The organism is Candidatus Margulisiibacteriota bacterium (assembly GCA_041650635.1).
Classification (GTDB): domain Bacteria; phylum Margulisbacteria; class WOR-1; order JAKLHX01; family JBAZKV01; genus JBAZKV01.
This window is the reverse complement of record JBAZKV010000014.1, coordinates 1-25,425: the sequence shown is the minus strand read 5'-3', so window position 1 is coordinate 25,425 and position 25,425 is coordinate 1. Positions and strand designations below refer to the sequence as shown.

Annotated in this window: 19 protein-coding genes and 1 pseudogene; 11 read left to right on the top strand and 9 right to left on the bottom strand. The window is 48.3% G+C overall.

Going from position 1 to position 25,425, the window contains the following annotated elements; genetic code table 11:
- Positions 1-26: 26 nt before the first annotated feature.
- From WC490_05070 to WC490_05030, 9 genes are all read right to left on the bottom strand, one after another.
- Entirely contained in the window at positions 27-1,844 is a 1,818-nt protein-coding gene (locus tag WC490_05070; protein ID MFA5097981.1) for a hypothetical protein, read from the bottom strand.
- Between the two features lie 11 nt (positions 1,845-1,855).
- Complete coding sequence (locus tag WC490_05065) at positions 1,856-4,480, bottom strand: hypothetical protein (protein ID MFA5097980.1); 2,625 nt, start codon at positions 4,478-4,480, stop codon at positions 1,856-1,858.
- A gap of 19 nt (positions 4,481-4,499) precedes the next feature.
- On the bottom strand, positions 4,500-7,241 hold the full coding sequence (locus tag WC490_05060; GenBank protein ID MFA5097979.1) for a hypothetical protein: 2,742 nt from the start codon (positions 7,239-7,241) through the stop codon (positions 4,500-4,502).
- 405 nt (positions 7,242-7,646) lie between these two features.
- Positions 7,647-8,732 (bottom strand): hypothetical protein, encoded by a 1,086-nt coding sequence (locus tag WC490_05055; GenBank protein ID MFA5097978.1) that lies wholly within the window; start codon positions 8,730-8,732, stop codon positions 7,647-7,649.
- A gap of 107 nt (positions 8,733-8,839) precedes the next feature.
- Entirely contained in the window at positions 8,840-9,910 is a 1,071-nt protein-coding gene (locus WC490_05050; protein ID MFA5097977.1) for a hypothetical protein, read from the bottom strand.
- 163 nt (positions 9,911-10,073) lie between these two features.
- Positions 10,074-11,267 carry an ATP-binding protein gene (locus WC490_05045; protein MFA5097976.1) on the bottom strand — a complete coding sequence of 398 codons (1,194 nt, stop codon included), beginning with the start codon at positions 11,265-11,267 and terminating at the stop codon, positions 10,074-10,076.
- A gap of 206 nt (positions 11,268-11,473) precedes the next feature.
- Positions 11,474-11,992 carry a helix-turn-helix transcriptional regulator gene (locus WC490_05040; GenBank protein MFA5097975.1) on the bottom strand — a complete coding sequence of 173 codons (519 nt, stop codon included), beginning with the start codon at positions 11,990-11,992 and terminating at the stop codon, positions 11,474-11,476.
- On the bottom strand, positions 11,989-12,702 hold the full coding sequence (locus tag WC490_05035) for a nucleotidyl transferase AbiEii/AbiGii toxin family protein (protein MFA5097974.1): 714 nt from the start codon (positions 12,700-12,702) through the stop codon (positions 11,989-11,991). Before WC490_05035 ends, WC490_05040 begins: the two co-directional genes overlap by 4 nt.
- Positions 12,703-12,866: 164 nt before the next feature.
- Complete coding sequence (locus WC490_05030) at positions 12,867-14,180, bottom strand: radical SAM protein (GenBank protein ID MFA5097973.1); 1,314 nt, start codon at positions 14,178-14,180, stop codon at positions 12,867-12,869.
- A gap of 226 nt (positions 14,181-14,406) precedes the next feature.
- On the opposite strand from WC490_05030, the gene WC490_05025 reads away from it, so the two are divergent.
- The 11 genes and pseudogenes from WC490_05025 to WC490_04975 form a co-directional block, all read left to right on the top strand.
- Complete coding sequence (locus WC490_05025) at positions 14,407-15,342, top strand: sugar ABC transporter permease (GenBank protein MFA5097972.1); 936 nt, start codon at positions 14,407-14,409, stop codon at positions 15,340-15,342.
- Positions 15,343-15,993, top strand: a pseudogene (locus tag WC490_05020) (hypothetical protein).
- A gap of 417 nt (positions 15,994-16,410) precedes the next feature.
- Positions 16,411-17,151 carry a carbohydrate ABC transporter permease gene (locus tag WC490_05015; protein ID MFA5097971.1) on the top strand — a complete coding sequence of 247 codons (741 nt, stop codon included), beginning with the start codon at positions 16,411-16,413 and terminating at the stop codon, positions 17,149-17,151.
- A 48-nt stretch (positions 17,152-17,199) separates the two neighbouring features.
- Positions 17,200-18,840, top strand: a complete 1,641-nt coding sequence (locus WC490_05010) for a sugar-binding protein (protein ID MFA5097970.1) — start codon at positions 17,200-17,202, stop codon at positions 18,838-18,840.
- A 125-nt stretch (positions 18,841-18,965) separates the two neighbouring features.
- The gene (locus tag WC490_05005; GenBank protein MFA5097969.1) at positions 18,966-19,844 is read left to right on the top strand and encodes a glycosyl hydrolase; all 879 of its coding nucleotides are present in this window, start codon (positions 18,966-18,968) and stop codon (positions 19,842-19,844) included.
- A 107-nt stretch (positions 19,845-19,951) separates the two neighbouring features.
- Positions 19,952-20,620 carry a glycan-binding surface protein gene (locus tag WC490_05000; GenBank protein ID MFA5097968.1) on the top strand — a complete coding sequence of 223 codons (669 nt, stop codon included), beginning with the start codon at positions 19,952-19,954 and terminating at the stop codon, positions 20,618-20,620.
- Positions 20,621-20,644: 24 nt separating this feature from the next.
- A complete protein-coding gene (locus WC490_04995) occupies positions 20,645-21,241 on the top strand; it encodes a hypothetical protein (GenBank protein MFA5097967.1) in 597 nt (198 codons plus the stop codon).
- Positions 21,242-21,268: 27 nt separating this feature from the next.
- Positions 21,269-21,784, top strand: coding sequence for a hypothetical protein (locus WC490_04990; GenBank protein MFA5097966.1), 516 nt, complete (start codon positions 21,269-21,271; stop codon positions 21,782-21,784).
- Positions 21,785-21,810: 26 nt separating this feature from the next.
- Positions 21,811-22,338, top strand: a complete 528-nt coding sequence (locus tag WC490_04985; GenBank protein MFA5097965.1) for a hypothetical protein — start codon at positions 21,811-21,813, stop codon at positions 22,336-22,338.
- A 13-nt stretch (positions 22,339-22,351) separates the two neighbouring features.
- The gene (locus WC490_04980; protein ID MFA5097964.1) at positions 22,352-23,434 is read left to right on the top strand and encodes a hypothetical protein; all 1,083 of its coding nucleotides are present in this window, start codon (positions 22,352-22,354) and stop codon (positions 23,432-23,434) included.
- 37 nt (positions 23,435-23,471) lie between these two features.
- Positions 23,472-25,425: pilus assembly protein N-terminal domain-containing protein (locus WC490_04975; GenBank protein ID MFA5097963.1), on the top strand; the 1,954-nt coding region annotated here is incomplete at its 3' end.

Sequence of the window (25,425 nt, the reverse complement as noted above, 5' to 3'; positions counted from 1 at the left end):
CCCAAGAATGTTTGTCATTGGAAAGCTCAAATCCCCAAATTCTTAGCTTTTAAATAGGGTCCTTTAACAATCTCATCATGTGTAGTTTCGTAATAAGATCTGATTTCTTCGGAATATTTTAGGGCAAGGGTTCTAAGAGTGTTATCCCCAGTAGCCCTGTAGACTGCTGTCATGCTTTCTGCTGTTTCTGCCAGAATCATGAAATATAATTGACGTTCCTCCCACTTGGAAGTGCGGTAGAAATCGGAATTTGAAGAAGCCTTTATTAATGTCATAATCGACAACGCGTCTTTATATAAGTTGACAGCCAAGGATATCTGCTCGACTTTTTCCGTTCCATTAAGGGTTGCGCTCTGTTGCATGTGTAGTCGCGCTTTGCCAACATAGGCTCTTGCCTCAAATATCTGGAGAAGTGAAGCATCAAATTGGTCTCTTTCCAGAACTTCTCTAATGCTAACTTCTATTCTATATCTGCTCATATTTACATATTTGCCGGCTAATTGATTTTCCTCTTCGGTCAATTCTTTTCCAGAGAAAAGTTTTACAAGTGCTATTACCGTATTGTATTTGTTTAAGGCCGACTCGAAATCGTTTGAGCAGGTGGAATATTCAGCAAAAGACAACATGCTTCTGAGAGCAATAAAATTGTCATCAAATCCTCCCTCATGTGAATTGAATAATGCTGTAGCTCCGTCCAGGTAATACTGATAGGATCCAGGTTGTGTATCAGAGGCTAAAATATCAGAGCCGAACAGTTGCCTGTGGAGTGCTGCGATTGACAGGATTTCCATGCAATATTTGCTTTTATATCCGGTCTCAAGTCCTTTGAGTCTTTCAAGACCATGCTGAAGACTCTGGACAGCGGAAAGAAAGTCCTCTTTGTCCATATTTGTTTGTCCGATGTTCTTTTGGGCATCAGCAATTATGAATGTAGCTTCGTGATAAAAATTTGGCAATTCGGTAGAACCGGAATAAGGGAATTCTGTTATTCTTTTTCCCCATTTAATAGCGTTTTCCATGTCACCGATAGCGATAAAATCCTGAGCTGTCCGGAGGGAGAGTAAAAGTTGAGCGTCTCTTCTGCCTTCATGCGCAAGCAATCTATTGCCAAGACCTGCTTTTATTTCAGCTATCTCGGAGTCCATTATTATACGAGGGCTGTTAGTATGAGAGGGAAGCATTCCCCTAGTATCGTTCCCAGGGCTAAAAATGATTTCATGTTGCATTCTTACGGCATTGTTAACTTGGTGATTGTGTCCTATGGATAAAAAAGAGGCCACGGAAAAGCCCAAAGACAGAAGGCCAAGGCTTATCAGCAAACTGCCCCAGCGGCCCAAATTGTTAGATATTGAAAATCCAGGAGTGCTGTCTTTTCTAATAAATCTGATAATACCCTTTGCGATAAAAAACGGCAAAGAGGTTAAGGCAAGCCCCGAGCCAACAGCAAACAGCCCCGGTTTGACCGAAGACAAATATGCGGATTCAAGCTGAGGATACAAATTTAAGAGCATTCCGGTTTCATGTCCCAATATGGATCCTATGCCTAACGGAAGTATCAGGTTTGAAATTATGCTCCGCGTGATCCGGGAAAATCTTTGTATGGGTTTGCCGTCATATTGCGGAAGATCATACATTGACATTACCATCTTTGTTCCCCAGGCAACAGCAGTGGTCCCGGCATAAAGCATTAAAGGCGCGTGTTCAAAGGCCTGATAACCCGCGTATCCGGCAGCTGCTGCCGGAAGCCCGACCTTAAGTCCTGTTAAGAGCACTGATCTGTTGATGTAGGGTGCAATGTGGGCCCTGCTCCAGGAGCTGATCCCCGATATTCCGCTAGTTGCCATGGTTATTCCTCCTACCGATCCCTGTACTGCCTGTAGAGTCTTGAGGCAGTGTTCCTGACGACAAAATCCCTTGTCGCAGGTTCCGGCGCATCAAGAATGTATTCGGTTCCTTCCAGTATCCTTTTCAGGCTCTCGAAAGCCGCATCTCTGGTAGAGGGATGCGCGAGTTCTCTGCTTGCCTTCACACAGATCAAGGCCTCTGTTGCCGAATAGGCCGAGAAAATCTTATTTGCTACTTCTCCGTATGGGTTGTCCGGCTCAAGGCGTGCCCTCCCCACTTTGTCGACGGCTCCAATGTTTCTGGCCAAAGTAAGAAGACCGGCTCTTATTTCGAAGAGTTCATCGTATCCAAGACTGTCTTTGCTATTCCTTAATCTTGATATGCAATCCGCTAAAATTTTGGCATCGGCAGGCATGGCTCCTTCCGAGGGGGTCGTACCATCATATTCTTCTAAGGTGTATTGACGGACTTTTCCTTCACTTGCTTGAATGAGAAACGATGATGCCACTCCAAGCTGAACAGCTTGAAGGCTGCAGAACACGAGATTGACCATAAATGCCCAGGTATACATGGATTCGTCCATCTGGGTCAGTCTGCCGGATAAAACATCATTAACTGCTACAGCAGAAGCAAATCCAGACAAGCCGGCCAGAGCCGCTGTTGTGACCCGGTTGGAAAGTTTTACAACTCCGCCCCTTCCAGCGGAAGTCATGATAAATTTGGCATATTGAAAACGATCATAAAATTGGGTCAATGCAGTAGTGGTGTACGAAAATATCTTGCTTCTTTCCAATATCGGGTAATTCCAGAGCCCGAGTATAGGGGAAAGCCCCATGCTTTTCCATTGCAGGGAATAATTAACCAGAGAAGTTGCTGTTAATGCGCTCCAGGCCCAGATAAAAACTTCTCTGTCAACGGGCAGGAACGGCAGAAAGGCCGCAGACAATAGAAATGAAGGAGCAGCCAAGAGTTTAAGGGTTTCCGCAAAGGGCCATTTATACCAGTACCTGAGCGCCATTGTCTGCATAACATCGCCCCATGTAGTGAACTTTTGATCAACTTTTAGCAATCCTCCCCTGATAATATCCATTGATGAAAATCTTTCCACAACATAACCAAGAACTTCGCTCAAATTGTAGCGATTGCAATCCTGATTTTCGTTTGGGCCAATGCCGCTGGGAGCGGCATTTCCTTCGGCGGCCATTATAGAAGTTGTGGGATCGTTTGTGACAAGCATGTCCGTACCTTCAAGTTTTGCCTTGGTCCTTCCCTGATGGTCCTCGCCGACCCCCGGCGCTTCGACCTGATGGCCATAAAGCATTAACTTGCTATAGTGCGGGCTGTTGGTCTCAAGCAAGTTCCTGTACGGGGACCGGAACATCCTGCCGGCCCATTCTGTAAATGACCTGCCGGCGCAGATGCCCGAAAAATCCAGACCTTTGAAAAAATTAAGCCCGAAATGGTTTCCGTATCTCTGTTCGGTCCTGAAGCCGGCATACAGCGCTGAACCGTAAAAATACAGGTCCCTTAACTGAAAAAGTATCGTTCCAAGGTTTCCTATTCTGTTCTGGGTGTCAACTGTAGAAAGAATGCGGGTCGGAAGAACTCCGCTAAGATCAAGATTTACACCTTCGGCATTTCCCAGTCTTTCGAACAGGGGTATCCATTGCGGCTGGTCGCTGCCCGGCAAAGAAACTTCTATGGCCGAATAAGCCGAAGACGGCAATATCTGGAGGTCGGGTGCAGAAAGATCAACTCCCCCGATCGCCCCGGGTTTATCTATCTCGTATGCATGTACTCGGTGGACACAAAGCTGAAGAGTACCTCCATAATGACCTATTGCCGGGCGAAAAACCTCCGTGCTCGATGTGTAGGAGTCCCTTTGATATACATCATACGAATTTTCCATGCCTGTATTCGGATTGTCCAGGAGAGCCCTTCCAAAGTTATCTGCAAAACAACTTCCAGGCAAGGACACTGTTGTCGGGCTTGTGGCCGAAGGAGGCATATAGGTTATTTCAACTGATCGGTCTTCTGTTATTCTAACCCGGGTCACGGCTCCAAAATCCAGTATTTTGTCGAAGGCTTCTCTTGTTGCTTCGTCCATTTTGTCCGGAAGTACGCGATAAAAGTACTTAGAAGTATCGATCGGATTCTGACTTACTGTAGAAGGGCGCCTTTCAAAAACAAGCAGTTTTGACATATCCGTAGGATGCTGGCAAATTTCTATCACATTTGAGGCGTGGAATTGCTGATTAATAGGCAAGCGCTGTCCGAACCATTGAGAGATGCTTGATATTCCCCTAAGAAGCCAATTATCCCTCCAGATATTGCCCATACCGGTAAAGGCATTATGGATCCCATGCCCCAGAACAGGAAGTTCGACAACCCGGTTTTGCGGATCTCCGGCTATCAATCCGACATTTTGCGACCAGTTAAGCAATCTTGCTCCGCTCTCATAATTTGGAGAAAATCTGCCGTCCGGGGTAATGTAAGCGATGCCGCGATTATCGACACAATTTATCCTTAAAGACGATAATCCTGACGGAGAAATACCTAAATTACTCAGCCAGCCGCGGCTGAACGAAAAAGTCCTTGCTACCGGTAATGAGGCCCGTTCTAATAGAGGAGCCATGATATTTTACCTCTTTCGATCATCTGTTTCTCCAGGAGGCTCTGTCCCCTCTGCCCAACTCAAAGCTAATGCTGCCATCATCAGAAACCGTCTTGATAAACCAGGGATTGCCTTGTACCCCGGGGAAGTCCGAGCCATCACACCTGATAGTTCTTGAGCCATCCGGATTCTGTGTGACCGAAGAGTCATCATCTACAGAAACTAAAACATCAATGTATTTTGGCCAGAACGATCTCCTCAGAGGGACCTCGATCTCTCTGTTTCCTTGTTCATACCTGATGCTTACTCCGGCAATAGTGTCTGTTGGTTCTATTTGCACAGAACAACCCAAGAATCGGCAATTGCTAACATTCAATCCATGAACTTCGTTAGCATATTTCCCCAGTATTGTCCTTTCGAATTGATACGGGATCAAACGGCCCCCTCTTTTAAGCATGATGTTGGCATCAATTACCGATTCGGTACTTCCACCCGGGACCGCAGGAGCAGTGCCCCATGGATAATCCCAATAGACCTGAGCAAAATCGACCGGCGAACACTCTCTGGCGCTTTCTAGCATTGCCACGGAAGGCCGGTTCAGCATAACATCATTTTTGTCAACGATCGTAGAATGTTCATATTGAGGCAAACAAACAGTTTCTCCGTGCCTAAAAGTGCCTGTTGCCGTATAAGGCAATGTGCTCCCGTCCTTCGCAATAAGGTCTTTTATTGCGGGGGCGGCGGACTGTCCTTTAGAACTGTCGCTTTGGTAAAATACTCTGTCCAAGGGAACTTCATAATCCATCCCTAGCAATCTTACAGTTATTACCCCGCCTGTAGATACAGATCTGAATCCCTCTCCAGCTGCAGGTGTGTTATCGACCCGCTCTATTGTGGGATGTGTGGATGGATTAGATACCTGTTCGGGGGCAAGCCCTATAAAATCCTCGATCCAAATGTATTCGGATGCTTCAAATGAACCGGCGGGGGCATCATATCTGTGACAAGGATTTGGCACGCGTTTATAAGTCCCGCATATGAGGTCAAGAGTAGGAGCTCCGGAATAAGTCGGGGATAGTTCCTCGTCAGTTTCAAATGTATACAAAGTCCGGCCATAAAATAAGTTTAAAGAATCCACATTTTGGCCTTTTTGAACATCGTGAGGGTCTCCCCTGACGGCTTTCCTGGCATGAGGAATGATCGGAGTTTTTTCTGGATTGTATTCGTCCAGCACGGATTTCCATTCGTCATGCAGGTCATCTTCGGACATCCAGCCTTCTGATATCTTGGCCTGCAGCGCATTTGCCTTTGCCTCGAGCTCCGCCGCTTTGGCAAGGATCCTGTTAATGTTTGCTCTTATATATTCCCTTTCTACGGGGTCAAAAGTCACGCCCGGAGTTAATATCTGTCTTGTGACAGAAGGATCCGAAAACTCACGATCGATCTCGAAGGCATAAGTCTTTAGACGCTCAGCCGCTGCATTAAGCCCTTGTATCAATGAATTATATCTTCCCTCGATGGGGGCGGACCCGTCAATACTTGCTCTGACAGGAGCATAGATGGCATCAAAAATGTTCTGCTTTAGTCCGTTGACATGAGCAATATGGGTTCTTACCAAGTTAAAATCGTCAACAGGGGCTTGCGTGAACATGGGGCTGTCGCAAAAATAAAATGTTGTGCAGTTTGCGACTCCGATCAAGCCGTTGAATAGGATCCCCCAGGAGATTTCTTTTGCTCCCATGCCGGCCCTCTTATAAGCCACCACCACATCCCTTAAATGGACGGCCATTTGTTCCTCGCTCATTACGACCCTGGGGTTTGACCTCGGACCCATAAGACCGCCCCTATTGGTGTTCATGGCAGCGCCTTCGCTGTGCAGTTCGGCGACAAAGAAGTACATCATAGAAGCCCAAAAGATGCCATATGTTTGCATAAGTTCGGGATGACCGGTTAAATAGGCTTGTGCGCCGGCAAGTGCGGTCCCGGCGGCTATCCCTGCCAGAGGAGTCCAGATCTGCAGATTTCTGCGCTGTCTGTATTGTTTTGTGCCGGGTTCATCAAAAGAAACACCTTTGCTTCTTAATGCCCAGGCAGCGGCAAAACCGATGGCCGGCAGAGCAATGGGAAGAGCCGCAAATCCTACACTCGAGATAGTATCCAATGCCGCGCCGTGGCCGGTAAGTGATTCCGGCATCGCGGCCATGGCTCGTTCAGCCAGATTCTTGCCCATATACATTATTGAAGAAGAAAGGAGCATTAAACGGGCAAGAAGGTAATTGCCCTCGCTTAAAAGGGCTGCTCCTGCCGCGTACATCTGGCTTTTCATCCAGCCTTTTGCCCCTGGGTTCTGAAGGCCGCCATAGGCCTCTTCAAATGCCTTTGACTGCCTGCCGAAATATGATTTGATCCCCAGTGCGGCAGCAGAAAAACCTCCTATCGTACCCCAAAGCCCCAGGTGATCCATAATATTGCCGAACTGGTTGTCCGCTTGATAGAAGAGATAAGAACCGTAGGCAACGCCTCCTGCTATGGCAAGCGGAGATAAGCTGCCAAAAAACCGTATGCCTTTTGCTATCCAGTTGTCAGGATTTACCAGGTTTAGTTTTGAAACCGCGGCAGAGGTCATAGTCAATGCTGTGCCTATGGCCAGATTCCTAAATGTCATGTCGTGGGAAGCAACGCTATATGCGCCAAAGGCCGAGGCGCCTACAAGTCCCAAGTTTATGGCGTGATTGGAAATAGTTCCCAGAATTCTTGCTGGTCTTGATAGTGAGATCGCCATTATCTATTTCCTTTCCACAATATAAGAGCCAACATCTGTTATGCCCCTTCACCTATATATCGACCGGATCCAGACAGGATTTCACAGCCGGAGGCATTAATGCTGTTTGCCCAGCTCCCGGCTCTTGAACAAATAAGAGTAGGCCTCAATAATACTGCGCCATCATGTTCGGAACTGATTATTTTCATTAACCGGTTCTCCAAGTCATAAAACCTCTACCTTTGATAAAAGTCTATCGAAGGCAATTCTCAGCGATTTCAATGTTTTGCGGGCAATTATAGGAAAGTATGGGGACATGCCTGACAGTGTTGAAGATGTCCGTCAGGTCGTGAGCAGAATAATTTCTGGAGTGCGAAACTAAAGGGGGTCAATATCTTCTGCGATGTGCGAAGAGCTGTTAAAGCCTTACTCTCGATGCCATATTCCATTTGATTCTGAAAATCCCATCTCTCTCAATAAAGAGACAAAACGGTCAGTTGGGATACCCTCGATATTACATTTAATTTCTAACAATGTGAGCCTAAAACCTGCTTTTGTTCCAATAGGCACAGTCTTGTCGATCCTTGTTTTAATGCTGTCAACAGCTTTTTCCGCATCCACAATACCTATCTCTTTAACAGTCGGTACTTGTGCAATTGTTTTTGCGGCCGTGCCGGAAAATTGCCATGCCCATTCCGGATCAAGAATAGAAAAGATGAGAGGAATGTATTCGGAAGCAGTTAGGCTTGATGTTGATTCCATGGTATCTATGTACTTCATTCTTGTGTGTTTCAATCTCAGGGCAGTTAATCCGGAAGCATTGCAATCATCGATCGGCCACCAATCCTTTATTCTGAACATATCTTCATAACAGGTGTCTCCTTTGATTATCCTTTCCTGTATCTGTCCTAAGTCTCTCAATTTGCTGCTGAAAACTATCTCGTGCTTGCCAAACGGCCTGCCTTCTATCGCTAAAGTGGTCATTATTGACAGTTCTAATGCTGAAGGGTCATCAAAATAAATGCCAAAAGCGCATTTTAGAAATCCTTGAGAGACCTCGATCAGATGGGTTGAGTTCATGACCCCGGTTACCGCACCTTTGGAGTCAATAAATCTATGTAGACCGTACATTTGCCTGATTTGATCATCGGGGATATCTACCTTCATTGATATGACGGATGCCTCTACCCCAGGTGTGAGGGAGAGGGGTTTGATGCCGCTTCCAGTGGTAGAGAGTACGATAACATCTTGAGGATATAGTGGAGTGCTTACTCCAATGCAACGGGCGCTAAACCCGTCCGCTTTTAACCTGTTCATGAGCCAAAAAGAGGATTCAACGCAATCCCAGCCGGCCACATAGCGGCTGTTTTCTATCTGTCTGGGGATGCCCGATGAGAGAACTAGATTGCGAGGTTGTCCCATATTGGGAGCAAAGATCCTTGCCCCTGGATGTCTCAGCCATTTTCCGTAACCATAATCGCTGACAGGGAAGAGGCCTCTTCCTTCGGTCAATATTTGAGGTATAGAGGCCATCTTTATGTGCTTCTCTCGGCCATAGGATATTCTCGAATGTTTGTTTGGCCCAACTTCATATAATGTTGCTCCTTGATTTCGTTCAGTTATCCTTCTGACAATCTTACATGTGGCCTTGCCCCACGGGCTAGATAGAAATCCAAGTGCTCCAATGCAAGCAAGATATCAGCTCTTGTGTTTAGAGGTGCCATGTTAATGATTGTGCCCGCTCTTTGAAAATCCTCTTCGGCATATCTAGATTCCGCTTCGGTTCTATAACCCATTATTGACTCATAAATAGGTCCTTTTTCTGTTGAATAATCCGGATGGTAAATATATCCTTCCCCTTTATATCTTTCTCCAACAATGCACTGCTGCCATGTAATCTTAGTCGGGTTTGTTTTTGGTAAGCCGAAGATCATTTCTGCTGTTTCAGTTTCGGATAATTTTCCAACTGCATAGTTTTCCCAATCTCTTGTCAGGTCGTCGTACGAATTTCTGACTGCCGAAGGAGAAATTGGATAAATGCTCATAATATGCCAGATCGTTTTCTTTATTGCTGAGTTAGCAATCATGCCCAGTATAGGCAAACTGACAAGTCCAGTTGCAAGTGCCAAGATAATGGGTGTCAGGGTCTCCTGATCATTGCGGACCGTTTCGGAACACATAAGGGCGATACCTAAAATTGTTGCTGCTGAGGAGGTGCACCCAAGTCCCGCATATCTGCCTATATTTGGCGGGACATATGGATTTTTGTCTTGATAAAACTCCCCCCAAGTAAACGGCATCTTGACGCCTTCGGAGACTTCGATCCCAATGTCTGCTATGCCCGAAAGGGCCCTTTGTGCAAAGATGGGATTCCTTGTTGCGAGTGTATACATGGTCCTATGTATGTCAACGGGTGCGGAATCCGCTCCGAGAAAGAGGTTTGATACCCCTGCCCGTGAAAGCATAGAACCGGCTGCCGCAGAGCCGTAAACTGATATTTTGTCATCGCCATTCGGTACAAATAGCCCGCTTCTTTCTATTCCGACATTTATATCCTGCCTTGCACAGGCCTGTGCAAGAGCAATTGACGGAGCCGCAAAGACGCCGCTTCTTATTCTGTTGACCAGGGCGCCAACAGTCCCCAGGGTTCTGCTTGCCAAATTGATCTCTGCTCTTATTATCGGTGCCATTTTAGTTCCTCCTGCTGTTTTGGTGATTGTTTATCGGAGGGGATTTTGGCGGATTTCAGGTTATTTTAAAAATGCAAAAATGCAGAAAGGAAAAAAAGGGCCAAATAAAGCCCGTGAAGGGTTAATAGGCAAAGGGAGGGCAGGACTCAGGATTGTTTTGCTTTCAACTTGCCGCATACCATGGCAAAATTTCCGCGTTTTCTCTATTCTGGAATTTTTCCCCGCCAAATATTAATGCACCCTTTTTTTGGGTATTCCCGGGAAGTTTCAGCCACTTGCCGATTACTTTTAGATAAGCGGAGGAAATGGTTTGGGAAGCTTTTATCTCTACTGGAAAAAGCTTTTCTCCTTTGTCGATTATAAGGTCTATTTCCATGCCGCTTTTATCTCTCCAAAAGTAAAGCGGCGCCTCAAGCCCCTGATGTGTATATGATTTGTATATTTCACTAATTATAAAGGTTTCGAATACAGCCCCCAGTTGGGAATGTGTTGGCAGGCTTTTATGGGAAGATATCCTTAGCAGATAACACAACAATCCCGGATCAAGGAAATAGAGCTTAGGGGCCTTGATGATCCGTTTGTGGAAATTCTTGAAATGAGGGGGCAAGAGAAAAATTATATAACTGGCCTCGAGGATCGAGATCCAGCGCTTTGCCGTAGTGTGCGAAACACCGGAATCATTTCCCAAAGACGACAGATTCAACATTTGGCCCGACCTGCCCGCAAGAAGCCTTATGAATTGTTCAAAGCCCCTCAGGTCCCCTATATCCAGCAGTCCCCTTACATCCCTGGTAATATAGCTTTCAAAATAATCCCTATACCACTGCTTTGGGTCAAGTTCTTTATCGTGAACCCTTGGATAAAAGCCTTCGAACATGGCCCGGTAAAGATCCCTTTTTGGTTTTGGCCTTTCCGCGATTTTTTCCGTATTCCAATATGTTTGGGATTTATTGCCTGATAATTCAGACAAAGAGAGCGGGAGGAGACGGAGAATGGCAGATCTGCCCGCCAAGCTTTGTGATATCTTTTGGCTCATCAGAAATTGCTGGGACCCCGTAATAATAAACCGGCCTTGTGTCGGATCGTTGTCAACATCTGTCTGCAAATATGAAAATAGTTCGGGGACTCTCTGAATTTCATCCAAAATCACCTTGTTGCCATAAGTTGACAAAAACCCCCTGGGGTCGTCTTCAGCAAACTTTCTGACATCCGGGTCTTCCAGAGAAACATAACTATAAGCGCTGAACACCTGCTTTGCGAGTGTGGTTTTGCCCGACTGTCTCGGACCTGTGACCGCTACGATGGGGTGCTTTGATGCGGCTCTTTTTAAGTGTTTGGCCAAAAACCGTTTTATCATTCAAAAGAATTGTACACCCCGAGGACTGGCTTGTCAAATTGAATATCGAAAGTTCAATTAGGACTATTGGGCAAATGTGCTGCTTGCCATATTGATTTCTTCTTTTATTATCGGTGCTATTTTAGTTCCTCCCGCCGATTTGGTGATAGCTTAGAGTAGTAGAGTTTTGGAAGATTTCAGTTTGTTTTGGGGCCGTAGTGGAATGCTTAAGGTTTCAGATCAAAGTGGATCTTGAGGCCAAATTTCTCCGCGATCTTTTCGATGGTGGAAACAGAGACATTTTCTCTGCCTTTCTCGATCCTTGAAAGCATCTGCTGGGAGATGCCCGCCTTTTTTGCGAACTCCCGCTGGGTCATGTTGTTTGCGAGCCTCGCATTCTTGATCCGGCTGCCTATGTCCAGACTGGCTTTGCTGAATTCTTTCCTTGATCTTCTCAAAACTATTCCCTTGTCCTTATATCTTTCGTTGAGTTTCTTGAAAATAGCCTGCCAGTAATCTATCCTCGGGTCTCCCCAACTGTCTTTGCGCATGGTTTTTTTTATTAGGTGCCAGTTCCTGTAAAAAACCACCGGATCCAAGCAAGATGAGAACACTTCTTTGGCAGAATTATTCCTTAAAAGAAGAGTTGCTGCCAGCTTGACGAAGGACGGGTGTTCTTCGTCTTTAAGTATGAGCGCGGCTTTTTCCTTGGAAAAGTTCTTATCCCAGAGCCAATCGTTGTTCATGGCAGATCTATCTCCTTTTCGATGATGATGTCGACCTCTTTTTTAAAGTGTTTCTCCGTTGCGGAAAAATCAAAGGGCGAATTGGCCTTTATTTCAAGAAGCCCGGTTTTCATATCAAGGCGGTCATAGGTGGCAAACCATCTTATAAGTCCTTCTTTGAGAGAATTGTCCGCGTATTTGGAGATAAAATCAGACAGAGGCATGAACACGGTTGACAGCACATAAAGATCGAAATAATCTTTTGCTTCCGCTCTGCCTCCGATCAAAAGAGACCTTCCTGTCGCATCGGTTCTTGAGATCGTTCCGGCGGCGGCGTAGAGCTTTCTTAAATAGATGTCTTCTATTGACAGGATATCTATGCCGTTCACGGGTTTTAACGGTTTGATCAGGGCAAAGAAGTCTTCGGCAAAATCCAGCTTTAATGAGGAATCTGGAGAAAAACGCACAAAATAGACCGCAACCTTGGTAAGACCGCTTTTTGACTGGATCATGCTTGTGTCGACGGGTTTTCCAAGTTTATCGGACAGACTATTTATTACTGCGGTTATTTGGTTGATATCAAATTTCTTTGTAAAAAAATCCAGGTCAATAGACTCCCTGTGATGAAGATAATGCCGCGAAAGAGCCGTTCCCCCGGCAAGATAATAGCCTTCTATTTTGCCTGATAATAGATCAAGGATAGAGTCCTGCTGTTGTTCTATGGATTTCATTGGAACAATAATACATCATATCTATTGTATCGTCAATTATAATACAACTAATAAGGTGTAGAAGCAAGGTGCCCAAAAGTCTTAGGATGGCGGGTTTGAGGTCAGGTCAGGCTGAGCATGCGTTGACAATTGCTTATAGGAGGAAGGTCACTCCGTATGCGGACTTAAATAAAATTAACCGCACCAGGATCGATGCCATTTCTGATGATGTCCAAAAAGGACTGCATTTCGATTATTTGCGCGGGGCTGAGAGGGGAAAGGCCGGTCAATTCGCCGAGAAGACCGTTCATTGCCCTTAGTTTGCATGATGGTGGGCACGGGGTCCTTTCGGATAACAGGTCCGTTCTCTGCTGTCCGGACCAAATTGTTCGAAGATCATCTTTGCTAAGATCCCCTGCCATAAAGCGCGGGTCTCCGTCCCTTTCGGAGCACAAATAGACCCCGCCGTCATAGGCGATGCTTCCTGCCAGGTTAACGGACAGGCAATTATTTGTCGTGTCGGGATCCTCTGCCGAGCGTTCGACAGCCTCCTCGAACAGGGAGGCCGCAAAGACAAGATCGATGGGATACGGATCCAGCATTGCTCTGATGGCCTCAAACCCTTCCCGGGCCCTTTCTGCGATGTCAGCGGATATTTGCTTTCCCGTGTCGGGGTCTATCTGCCCGTAATTGATAACAGGCTTAATTTGGACCGTGTTTATGCGGGCCTGCGAATCATTATCCATGAGCTCTTTTAAGAAAGTCCCTATGGAGGTCATCCGGTCGACATTCGTTTGATTGATAATTGCGCTCAAATTGAATTCTGTGGGGTTTTCGCTTCCGGCCCTTGCAAGCAGCGCTATATTTCTTTTGACCTGTTCAAAATACCGCGGGCTATTGAGCCCGTGGAACCTCATGTAATCTCCGGGGTCTGCGGTGTTAAGACTAAGCCTGATGAAGGCAAGGGGAAGACCGGCCAAAACTTGAATGGACCTTTCACTTAGCAAAAAGCCGTTGGTAAAAAGCCCGGTTTGAAAAGTCCCCGTTTTGCCGCCGGCATACTCAAGACCTTTCAGAGTGTCACGGTTGGCAAAAGGCTCGCCGCCCCCGGTAAAGATGACCCCTTTGACATCCGCTTCTTCAAGCTTGTCCAGCAAAGTCATCATGAGCTCGTAAGGCATCACCCTTTTGGAAAGGTCCGCGATCGTCCTTTCTTTCCAGCCGCTATAGGTGCAGTGAGGGCATTGGTAAACACATTCCAGCGACGGCACAAATTCCATCGTTACGGGCATGATCTCCTGTGGCAGCCCCCTTAATGCCGCACCAACCCTGTCCCTGTGCCAAAGGATCTTGTAATGCATCGACAGATTCGAGGTGTTTAATGCAAAGGCCCTGACCCTGTCTGCCAGCCTAATCTGGTATGGCCTAAGAAGCGGATCAGCACTTACTGCAGCAGACAGCTTTGGAACCAACCCGGCGTCTCTTATCTTCAGATTCAAATTTTTTCCTTTCGATGGTTTGGTAAAAGTATATCGGTCGTTCTTGTTGCTGGTTTCAGTCTATTTTGTATTTGCAGAAAAGATGCTGCTTACTGCTGTTGCAAACGCTCTGCGGATAATGTATATTCAATTACAATAGAGTGAGAAGGCCGCTTTGCGGCCGAATGCTTTTGAAATTCCTGCAGGAACTTAAGATCCAAGCAAAGATCTTTCCGGGAGTGATTTTGTGTTCAAAGACTTGCTGGCGCAGATAAAAAAATACAAGTTCGCCTACTGGTTCGTCCTTCCGACCTTTCTTGCCATGGTTTCGCTCCATATCTTTCCCGTTGTCCAGGCCTTTTACATGTCCTTTCTTGACCTTAACCAGTTCACCATCTCACAGTACCTTCTTGCTCCGTTCGTAGGGTTCAAAAATTACGTTGATATTCTCTTTAACATGAACAGCCCCATCCACATCGGCCTTTTTGAATCTATCAGGAACACCGTCATCTATACGGTCGTGGTAACAGTGGGCACTATCGGGGTCGGGATGCTGGTGGCCCTGATGGTGAACCGCAAGTTCCGTGGCAAGAATATCGTGAGAGCGCTTTACCTTTTCCCGTGGGTGGTGCCTACCTATGTTGTGGGTCTTTTGTGGGCGTTCATGTGGCAAAAGGAGATCGGTATCATCAACATGTTCCTGGTGGACTGGCTGCATATACTGCCGGACAAGCCGTTCTGGCTTTTGGGCTCCAATACATTATGGGCGATAATGATCCCTACCATCTGGAGGTTTTGGCCGCTTTCCATGCTGATGCTCCTTGCCGGGATGCAGTCGATACCGGATGAACTTTACGAGGCGGCGGAGATAGACGGAGCCTCGGGTTGGAAAAAGTTCTGGAAGATAACCTTCCCCATGCTTACACCGGTCTGGGCAATATTGATACTATTCAGCCTTATCTCTAACACCTATTCCTTTAACATAGTCATAATGATGTTCGGTTTTGGCGCGGGGTATCCCGGGGAGTGGGGCGACCTGATGATGACCAACATCTTCAGGAACACGTTCCAGCTGTGGTCCTTTGGCACGGGAGCGGCGGCCTCGGTCCTGCTTATGATAGTCATGATAGCCATAGTCAATGTCTGGTTCAAGTTCTATAAAAAGTCCGAAGAGATGATGTAAATGATACGAATTCCCTATTACATAAAGCAGAGGATAGTAAAAAGGACCATAGATGTGATAATGGTGGCCTTTCTCATTGTCACCCTTTTTCCGATCGCCTGGATGGTTTTTTCCTCCTTTAAGAACAACACCGAGATACTGCTGGGCAGGATACCTTTTGGCAGGGCAAGCAATGATGTTATTTCTATGGCCCTTGCAAAAGACAATCTTTACCTTCTCACTTCTGACGGGGGGATCTCAAAATATGATCAGGGCTCGGGCAGGATACTTCAGCATGTATCGGTAAAGTCGATGGCGACCAATTATCTTGCCGACGGTCAGGACCTATGGGTCCTGACAGCCGACAAAGGGCTGATCAGGGTCTCGATGCAGGACCTCTCCCGGAAAAGATCGTTCGATACAAAACTGGAAGGCATTGATGTCAATAAAGTTGTTTCAACTTCGCTTGCCAGGGACAGCCACAGGCTCTGGCTCGCCTATGAACAGAGGGGCATAGAAAAGGTCCTTGAGTTTGACAAGGAAACCGGCAAATTTACCAGGGAACTGGAGCTGTCAAAGGCTCTATCGCCTTTCCAGGTGTCTTCCCTTGTAAAGGACGGCCCAACGCTCTGGGCAGGGACCAATAAAGGGCTCATAAGGATAGACCTTTCTACAGGCAGGGCATCGGCAGCCGTTGCTTTTGCCGAAGCGGGGATAGATGCTAACGAGATCAGGCATCTTTCTTCGGGCAGCGGAACTCTTCTCATATCCACCCTGAGCGGAATTTATGAATTTTCCACTTCCGGCCTTAAGGCGGTAAAAAGATATGACACTGTAAGCGGGCTGCTTTCTAACAGGATAAACAAGGCTTTTTACCAGGGCGGCTCCATCTATGCCCAGAGCAACCTCGGGCTTTCTGTAATAGACAGGGATTCCGGAAAAGTAAGGAACTACGAGGCTCTGTTTTCCCCTGCCCGGGGCTCAAGCGAAAAGGGATTCATCAATTCGGATGTGTTCTCTATGCTCAAGACGGGGAAAGGCCTTTATCTGGGAACTACCGCGGGCAGGGTCTCGCTTATTGACGAATCGCTGGGGCAGGTAAAGACCTCATTTCTTGTTCCGCAGGGGCATATCCTGGTGCGCTGGAGGAACTATGTTGACCTTTGGAAGAACATAAACTTTGCGCTTTACCTTAAAAATTCCTTTTTTATCTGCGGCATAACAATGGTCCTTGCCATGATCTTTGCCACGCTGGCCGCCTACGCGCTGGCCAGGTTCGACTTTCCGGGAAGCAAATTCTTCAGCATCGGGGTCCTAGCGACCCAGATGATCCCTTCTATAATGTATTTAATACCAATATATATAATGTTCGTGCAATTCGCTCTTTTAACGGGCATCGCGCTAAAAGGTTCCTATGTGGGGCTTATACTTATCTATACCGCTTTCTTTACACCGTTCTCTATCTGGATACTGAGAGGGTTTTTTGCCGCGATTCCCGTGGAACTGGAAGAAGCCGCAAGGATAGACGGGTGCTCACCGTTCCAGGTGTTCTGGTATATTGCTCTGCCCCTGGCTCTTCCGGGCATAATTGCGACAGGCATCTATGTTTTTCTTAATGCCTGGGACGAATTGATGTTTGCCTGGGTGTTAACAGGCGCAGATACGATGACGATCCCGGTAGGGATCAGGCTGTTCGTGGGAAATTACCAGAACCGTTTTGACCTGATGATGGCGGCTGCGACCGTTGCCACCATACCGGTCATGATTCTGTTCTTTTTGCTGCAAAAACACATAGTAAAAGGCCTTACCGCGGGAGCGGTAAAGGGATGACAGCATGCCCCGATAAGAATTCCGGGGCGTCATAAAAGAAAGGGAGCAATGATGAAAAAGGTCCTTTTGGCCGTGGTGATGCTTGGGGTCGCGGTTTCCGGGGTGTGTTTTGGGATGGGAAGCGCCGCTTCAGGCTCAGGCGATCAGGTCTATTTTGGGGTCTTCCGAGAGGGCGCGCCGGCTAACATGGGCGTTGTAAAAGCGCTTGAAAAAAAGACGGGGAAGAAATTTGCTTCCGTGATGTGGTACCAGGACTGGAGCAGCCTTTTTAATCCGGACCTTGCGGACAGAGCTATAAAGAACGGCGCTATCCCTCACATAGTGTGGGAGCCGTGGCTTTGGAGCGATAAGGAAAGGATCAAACTCGACAACATAATTGCGGGAGAATGGGACTCGCACATAAAAGAGTGGGCAAAAGACATAAAAGCCTGGGGCAAGCCGGTCTTCCTGAGATGGGGGCATGAATTCAACATAGAAGGATATCCCTGGTGCACGGTCAACAACGGGCGCAATCCCAAAAAGTATGTGGAAGCCTACAGAAGAGTGGTAAATATCTTCAGGAGAGAGGGAGCAAGGAACGCTAAGTTTGTCTGGTGCCCGATGAACGAATCCTGGCCGCAGGAGCCCTGGAACGAAATGGACAAAGCCTATCCCGGCGACGACTATGTGGACTGGATAGGGCTTGACGGATATAACTGGGGGACCTCCCGCGAGTGGAGCAGATGGCTCAGCTTTAAGGAACTTTTCCGGGACGCGGCCCGCAGCCTCTGGAGAAAGCATCCTTCCAAACCCATAATGATAGCCGAGTTTGGCAGCGCGGCCAAGGGCGGAGACAAGGCCAAATGGATACGGGAAATAAATGACGAACTTAAAAAGATGCCGTATATCAGGGCTCTTAACTGGTTTGACGAACTTAAGGAAACCGACTGGCGGATAGAATCGGGCCCCTCAACTCTGTCGGCCTTTAAGGCCCTTATAAGCGATCCTTATTTTTCGGCCTCTTCCTCCGGTTATATGGAAACGGGGGGAGAAGGCTCTATAGTGAAAAAGCAGAAAGCGCGTGCAATTTATGCCGACGAAGCCCCCGCGCTCAACGGAGACCTGTCAAAGTGGCTGGATTGCGAGCATGTTGTGATCAACAAGGCAAGCCAGGTCCATGAGGGCAGCGCTCTCTGGAAAGGCCCCCAGGACCTGTCGGGCAGGGTCTATCTCAAGTGGGACGAAAACAACCTTTATTTTGCCGCGGACATAAACGATGACAAACCTTTCAACAATTCCAAAAAGAACGGGGACATCTGGAACGGGGACGCGGTCGAGATAGTGCTGGGCGCCAGAGAAGGACTGGATAAGAACAGGGCCAATATGGAAACACAGGACTTCCAAATAGGCGTTTCTGCCGGCAACAACAAGAATGTTCCTGCTTCGATCTGGATATGGAAGAACAACTCTCCTGCCGAAGGCGCAAAGATCTTTGTTAAGCCAAGGGCCAAAGGCTATATTATAGAGGCCAGCATCCCCTGGAGCAACCTGGGAGGCTTTAAACCGAGGAACGGAGCAAAAATAGGTTTTGACTGCGCGCTGGACGACGCGGATTCAAGCGCAGGCAGACAGGTCCAGATGGTCTGGAACGGGGACTTTCTCTTCTATAAGGACCCGGGAGTCTGGGGAGAACTGGAGTTCGTAAAATAAATTACAAGACTGCGCTCCTTTGCCTGCTTCTTGCCTGTTGTCTGGGTTGCACAAGTATAGAACAGACCGGAGGCGGCGGAGGAGGCGGGGGCGAGCCTGTTGAGCAAAAGATAAGCGGGGACTTTTTGGGCTGCTATACGGGGGCCTTTACGGACGGCAGCGATTATATCTCCGGATTTGAGGACGCCACCGGCAGGAAACTGGCCGTGGTGATGTGGTTCAATAATTTTACCCAGGATTTCCCCAGCCTTGAATGCAGCCATGTGTGGGCAAGGGGAAGCGTGCCCTGCATAACCTGGGAGCCCTGGAAGGGAACCGTTCCCGACAGCGACTATACGCTGCAGAAGATCATAGACGGAGAATTTGACGCGTATATCTCAAAATGGGCGCTGGACGCAAAAGCTTTCGGCCACCCCTTCTTTCTAAGGTTTGCCCACGAAATGAACGGCAACTGGTACCCCTGGGACGGATCTCACAACGGCTTGTCCGAAGCCCCCGCAAAATACATAGCTGCCTGGAAGCATGTCCACGGCTTGTTCAGTGCGTCCGGGGTGCTTAATGTTACCTGGGTTTGGAGCGTTAATTCGGAAAGTGTTCCGGACGAGACATGGAATTCTATCGGGAGTTATTATCCGGGCGATGCCTATGTGGACTGGATAGGAGTTGACGGCTATAACTGGGGAGGCTCTACCTGGACGACCTTTGACCAGGTCTTTTCTTCCGTCTATTCTCAGATAAGAGCGGCTTATCCTTCCAAACCTGTCATGATAGGTGAATTTGCCAGCGCTCCGGACGGAGGGGACAAAGCGGCCTGGATAACCGATGCGTTCTCAAAAATAAAGTCTGATTATTCCGGCATCAAGCTGTTTAACTGGTTCAACATCACCAAGGAGCGCGATTGGACAGTGACGGACAGCTCTTCCTTTGAGGCCGCCTACAAAGCGGCTGTAGCCGACACTTCTTATTTTCTTGACAATGTTGTTTTGCCCTCGGACTCCCATTAAAGTGAAATTCGCGCAAAACATCTGCGATAATACAGTAAGCGTTGCTTGCCTTGACGCTCAAAAATGGCGGTGATATAGTCTTAAGCAGCGAGGAGGTGAGGGATAAAGTGATCAAGAAAACAATTGTGGGAGTTATCGTATTGTTCGTGTTTTTGGCCCTTGCTCCGGCATACGCCGCGGGCCTTTCTAAACTGGTGGATAATTTCGAGAACAACCTGGACCTCAAAAACCCGGAATGGTGGGTGTTTGACAGGGTCACCCGAACGGTTGTTAAGAACCCGCCGGCAAGGCCCGGAGACTCTCTGGCTAAGTCCTGCGGAAAGTATTCGCTGAACATCAAAGGCAGCGCCAAGGACTGGTACTGCGGAGGCATCGGGACCTATGTGGGGCTGGACGCCTCTTCTTTTACGGGGCTGGAGATGTGCATCTGGGGCAACGGAGCGGGGAGCGGAAAGCTCAAGATCGAGCTCTATGACGACGACAAAGGCTCGTGGGAGACCAAGTACGACAAGAACTGGGTGCCGCTCAAGGATGATATCTGGTCTACCGAGCAGAATGTTGACTGGAGAGGCTGGAAAAAGGTCTACATCCCGTTCTCCAATTTTGTGCTGACAAACCCCAAGAGGGGCGACGGGAAAAGGAACTTTAACCAGTTGAACGGCTCGGGAGGCCTGCTTCAGATACAGATGGTGGTCCTGGCAAATTCGGCTGACGGCGAGACCAACATGAACATAGACAATGTCAAGCTGATCTCGATGATAGACGACGAGGAATAAAGGATCATAAGGAAAGGGGCTTGAATGGCTGTCGCGCGCAAAAAACTGCTCCTTGCAGGAGCGATCATTATAATGATGTCAGCGTCTTTGATCAAAGACATGAGCGCGGCTTCCAGCACCGGGGACCTTTCGGTTTCCGTAACGGTGCCTTCGGTGTTCAGCCTCAATCTTGATCCATATTCGGTAGATTTTGGATCGGTAAGATACGGAGAATGGAAAGAGGTCCCGTCGGGGGCAGGATACGCCAACCGTGCCGTGTGCAAATCCAACACCGGCAACCCCTGGCAGGTAATGATCAGGGCCGACGGGCCGCTTTCTTCTTCCGATGACAGTATCCCGCTCTCTAACCTGAGATGGATGTCCACCTACGCGGGCAATGCGGCCTCTCCTTATCAGGACATGAGCAGCGGACTCAGGCATAAACCGGCCGAGGGCTATATTGAGCTCGCGACCTCGGACGAACTGGTTTATACCTCGGGGACCAACCCTTTGCTTAACGATAACAGCAATCTTCCCGAAGGGACCGAGATCCAGTTCAAGTATTCTCTCCAGGTGCCCAGCGACCCCGCCCCGTTGGGGGGGGCTTACACGACGGTGATACGCTACACGATGACGGAATAATAAACAACGGGAAAAAGGAGAAAAAGAATGATAAAAAAACTGTTAGCTGGATCGGCGGTAGTTATCTTTTTGACAGGGGCGTCGTGGGCGCTGAGCGCAACACAGCAGACGACCTTTACGGTCACTGTAACCTCGGTCTTTGAGTTGAGCATAGACCAGGGCGTGATAGACTTTGGCAGGATGAGGCCCGGGGAGACCAAGTGGAACATCCCCGCATCCGCGGTAAATGTTGTGGCCAAGACCAACAGCGGAAAACCCTGGTACCTTAAGCTCAGCAACGATTCCCCGTTCAACTCGGCCAATTACATCATTCCAAACAGCAATTTTTATTGGACCGGCTGGACCGGCGGCGCGGGCAAGTGGTACGGCACCGCCAACGACCAGATGTCGACTGCCCCAAAGATAGTGTATGCCAGCGCGGCCGGGGAAGAGAACAACCTGCCGAACGGCACCTCCAACCATTTCAAGTTCAAACTGGCAGTGCCCGAAAACCAGGCCCCGGGCTATTATATGACCACCGTCAAGTTCACGATGACGGAATGATATAGGGTTATGCGGAAGGCGCAGAAGTGATAAAAAAAATACTCATAAGCCTGTTGCTACTTATCTTATCCTCCGGGATGGGGCAGGCGCTCAGCGTATCGATCGATACCTCTTCCATAAGTTTTGGGACGGTTGCTCCCGGCTCGTGGCTGGAAGCCCCCCTTACCAGGGACCACGATACGCTTGTCGTAATCTCTGACACAGCCTCTCCCTGGGAAGTAAAGATAAGCGTGCTCCAGGCCCTTACAAACAGCGCTTTTCCGTCGGTCACCATTCCCAACGATAACTTCAGGTGGATGTCCACCTACGCGGGCAACAAGAACGCTCCTTATACCAATCTTGGAGCGGGTCTCAACCATCCTGCGATACTGGGATATGTTAACTTTTCTACCATAGACGAACTTGTCTACACCTCCGGCAAAGAGCCTTCTTATGATGACAACAATAACCTTCCCGCGGGCACCGAGATACAGTTCAAATGGGGGATGTCGATGCCGTCAAGCCAGACAGCGGGGACCTATACGACCACTGTTCGCTATACCGTAACACAATAAGGAGGGATGGAGCTTGAAAAAGACCACAGCGATACTTGCTTTAGCGATGCTTATGCAGGCGGCTTCCTTTGGCTTTTCTATAAACATAGATCCTCCAAGCGTCTGGGTGCAGTCCCCTGCAAACTCGGCGGCGGGAGGCACTATTTTTGTCGAGAACAGGGGAGATGAGCCGATAACAGTAAAAGCGTATGCCGAGGATTGGACCTTTGCAGCCGACAGGAGCAAAGAATTCAAAAGGGCCGGCACTACAAAATTTTCCTGTTCCGGATGGATCTCGATATACCCCAAAGAGTTCACTCTTGCCGGCGGAAGTTCCCGGCAGGTCCAGTACAGCATCACCGTTCCGGATGGGGCTTCGGGCGGCTACAATTCTGTGATCTTTTTTGAATCCAGCGTGCAGGGGACCTCAAGCTCTTTAGGTTCCAAGGTGATCCTTGCGGGCAGGATAGGAACGATTGTCTATCTTAACGTAAAAGGGGCTTCGCACAGGGAGGTCTCGGCCACGGAGTACATCGTGTCAAAGCCGGATGAGGACAGGCCGCTTAATATTAAACTTATGGTTAAAAACGAGGGCAGCGCCATCCTCTCTGCCGAAGGGACCTCGGTGATAATGGACAAAGACGGCAAGATCTACGGCAGGGTGGGCATTCCCAAGTTTTACCTGCTTCCCGGAGACATCGCGCCTGCAAAAGCGGTATGGTTCGGCATGCTTGGCCAGGGGACCTATAAAGTGCTTACCTCAATTGATTACGGGGCAGGGCTTCCGACAGTGGCGGAAAAAGAAATTGTTGTCAGGGCGGGAGGGCAGCTTTCCAGCATTAAGCTTACTCCCGGCAGGACAAATAAGGTCTCGTTCGTTTATGTCAACAAAGGGAATGTCACAACTTCCGTTTCGGGAAGGGTAGAGGTCTACGGGCCCAAGGGCTCTGCGGTAAAGACCTTCAAGATCGGGCCCGTTAAGATACAGCCCTCCTTAAGCAGGGCGTTCGGCTATAACTGGACCGGCAAACTTGCAAAAGGAACTTATGCGGTTAAAGTAATGCTGGAAGACGCTTCCGGCAGCCTTTTAGGTACCGGGAATATATTGATCAGGTAAAGGATGTTTTTTTGGGACGCTGAGGATAACTGGAAAAATGAAGAAGTTTTTTTTGTTCTTAACGGTTTTGTTAATATCTGCCGCGTTTTACGGGGCGGGCGCTGCTGCGCATCTTGATATTGCGATAAACATAGCCGAAACAAAGGAATACTCCTTTTTTGAGCTTGACAAAGTCATAAGTTTGAATCCGGATGTCGCCCAGGTAAAAAAGCTTTCTGACAGGGCATATTCGGTGACCGGTGTGTCCAGAGGCTCCACCTTCCTGATATTTTGGAACTATTCGGGGGAAAAAGCAGCTATCAAGGTCAATGTGTCCTATCCGGCTCCCGCTGTTCAAGATGAAGGTTCCTTATCAAAGACTGATGAAGAAAGCCTGAAGTTCGGGTACAACTTTTTTACCTACAACGGCTCTTCGGTGTCGCAATACGATTTTAACCGGTGGAGCTACAGCGGACTGTTCCATCAGTTGAACGCTTCGGGTCAAACTCCGCTTGGCATGACTAATTCATACATACAGTACGAAGGCTACAACGGTCGTTACGGCATTACGAAGATGGCGCTTGGGTTCAAAACAGAAAAGTATTATTTTAACCTGGGCGATTCTTTTGCCGACCTGTCCGAGCTGACGCTGCCGTTCCTCAACTATCAGGGACTTTACTACAATCTTACTCCCAACGAGTACTTTGAACTGACCGCGGCAACAGGGGCCAGCGCCAACGGGCTCTGGGGAAAATCGGTCTGGAACGATTCACGGCCCAAACAGACCTTTGGTGCGGTAAAACTTTTGGTGCGCCCGAGAAGAAACCTGAACTTCAGTCTTTCGGCCGTAACATCTTCGCAGGAGGTCACCGGGCAGGGGTCCAACATACTTGCGCTGGGAGCAATGTACCGGCCTTTTGACCGGCTTACCCTTCAAGGTGAAGCTGCGAATGCGGCTTCCGGCGGCGGAGCTTACAAGGCCGAGGCTGCCTATACGGGGGACAACCTTTACCTGAAGGGGACCTACAGGAGCATAGGAGCGGACTACATTACGCCTTCTGACTCCGTTAACTGGAGGGGTACCGACGGGTTCTACCTGTCGGGTTCCTACCGTCCGCTTTCCAATGTAGATATCGGCTTTTCCTCTGACAGGTACATCAATACTTATCTTCAGGGGCCGTCCAGCACTTTCTACAATTCGGATGTCAAGGGGAGCCTCAGGGTAAGGGCCGGTTCCGGGACCGTGTTCACATATTCTCCGTGGAAAGAGGACAGAAGAGGCTTTGCCAGCGGCGGCATAGGCGAGGGCTCTATCACACAGTTGTCCCATGACTTTAACTTTATAGTCCCAAATACTGTATATGCAAGGTATGAGCCGACCAAATTTACCCAGTCCAATACGGTTGAATCCGATTATGTCAATGACAGAATGCTGATGGGATTGAGGCTCGGAGTTTCCCAGGCGCTTTCTCTGAATATAGAAAGAGGATGGGAAACCAGGACCCTGTTGTACAACCTAAGCCAGGAGAATACCAATTTCATAAGGATGCTGCTCAACTACAATTCAAAGCTTGGAAGGACCCCTTTATATACTTCCGTCAATTCACAGTATTACAACAGCACTTCTGCCTCGGGAACAGGACTTACCGAGATGTGGGCTGATGCGGAACTGGGCTATGAGCTTGATCAAAGAGCAAAAGCCTATGTCAGGGGCAAGGTGGCCAACTATATCGGAACCGGAGGCAGCACAGCGGACAGGTGCGAGAACCATGTCAGTTTTGGGCTAAAGGTATTGTTTGACACCGGGTCCAAATGGAAAGGCCTGTCTTATGTCAGCGGCCATGTTTTTGTCGACCAGAACGGCGACGGCATTTTCAGCGAAGGAGAAAAAGGCATCCCCGGCGCCAGGATCCTGGTCGGCAGCAGGACCGTTGTGACCGACAGAAGCGGAAGATACTTTGTCGGAGCGGTAACGGCAGGGGCCACAAAGGTAAAACTTGACCTTTCATCTA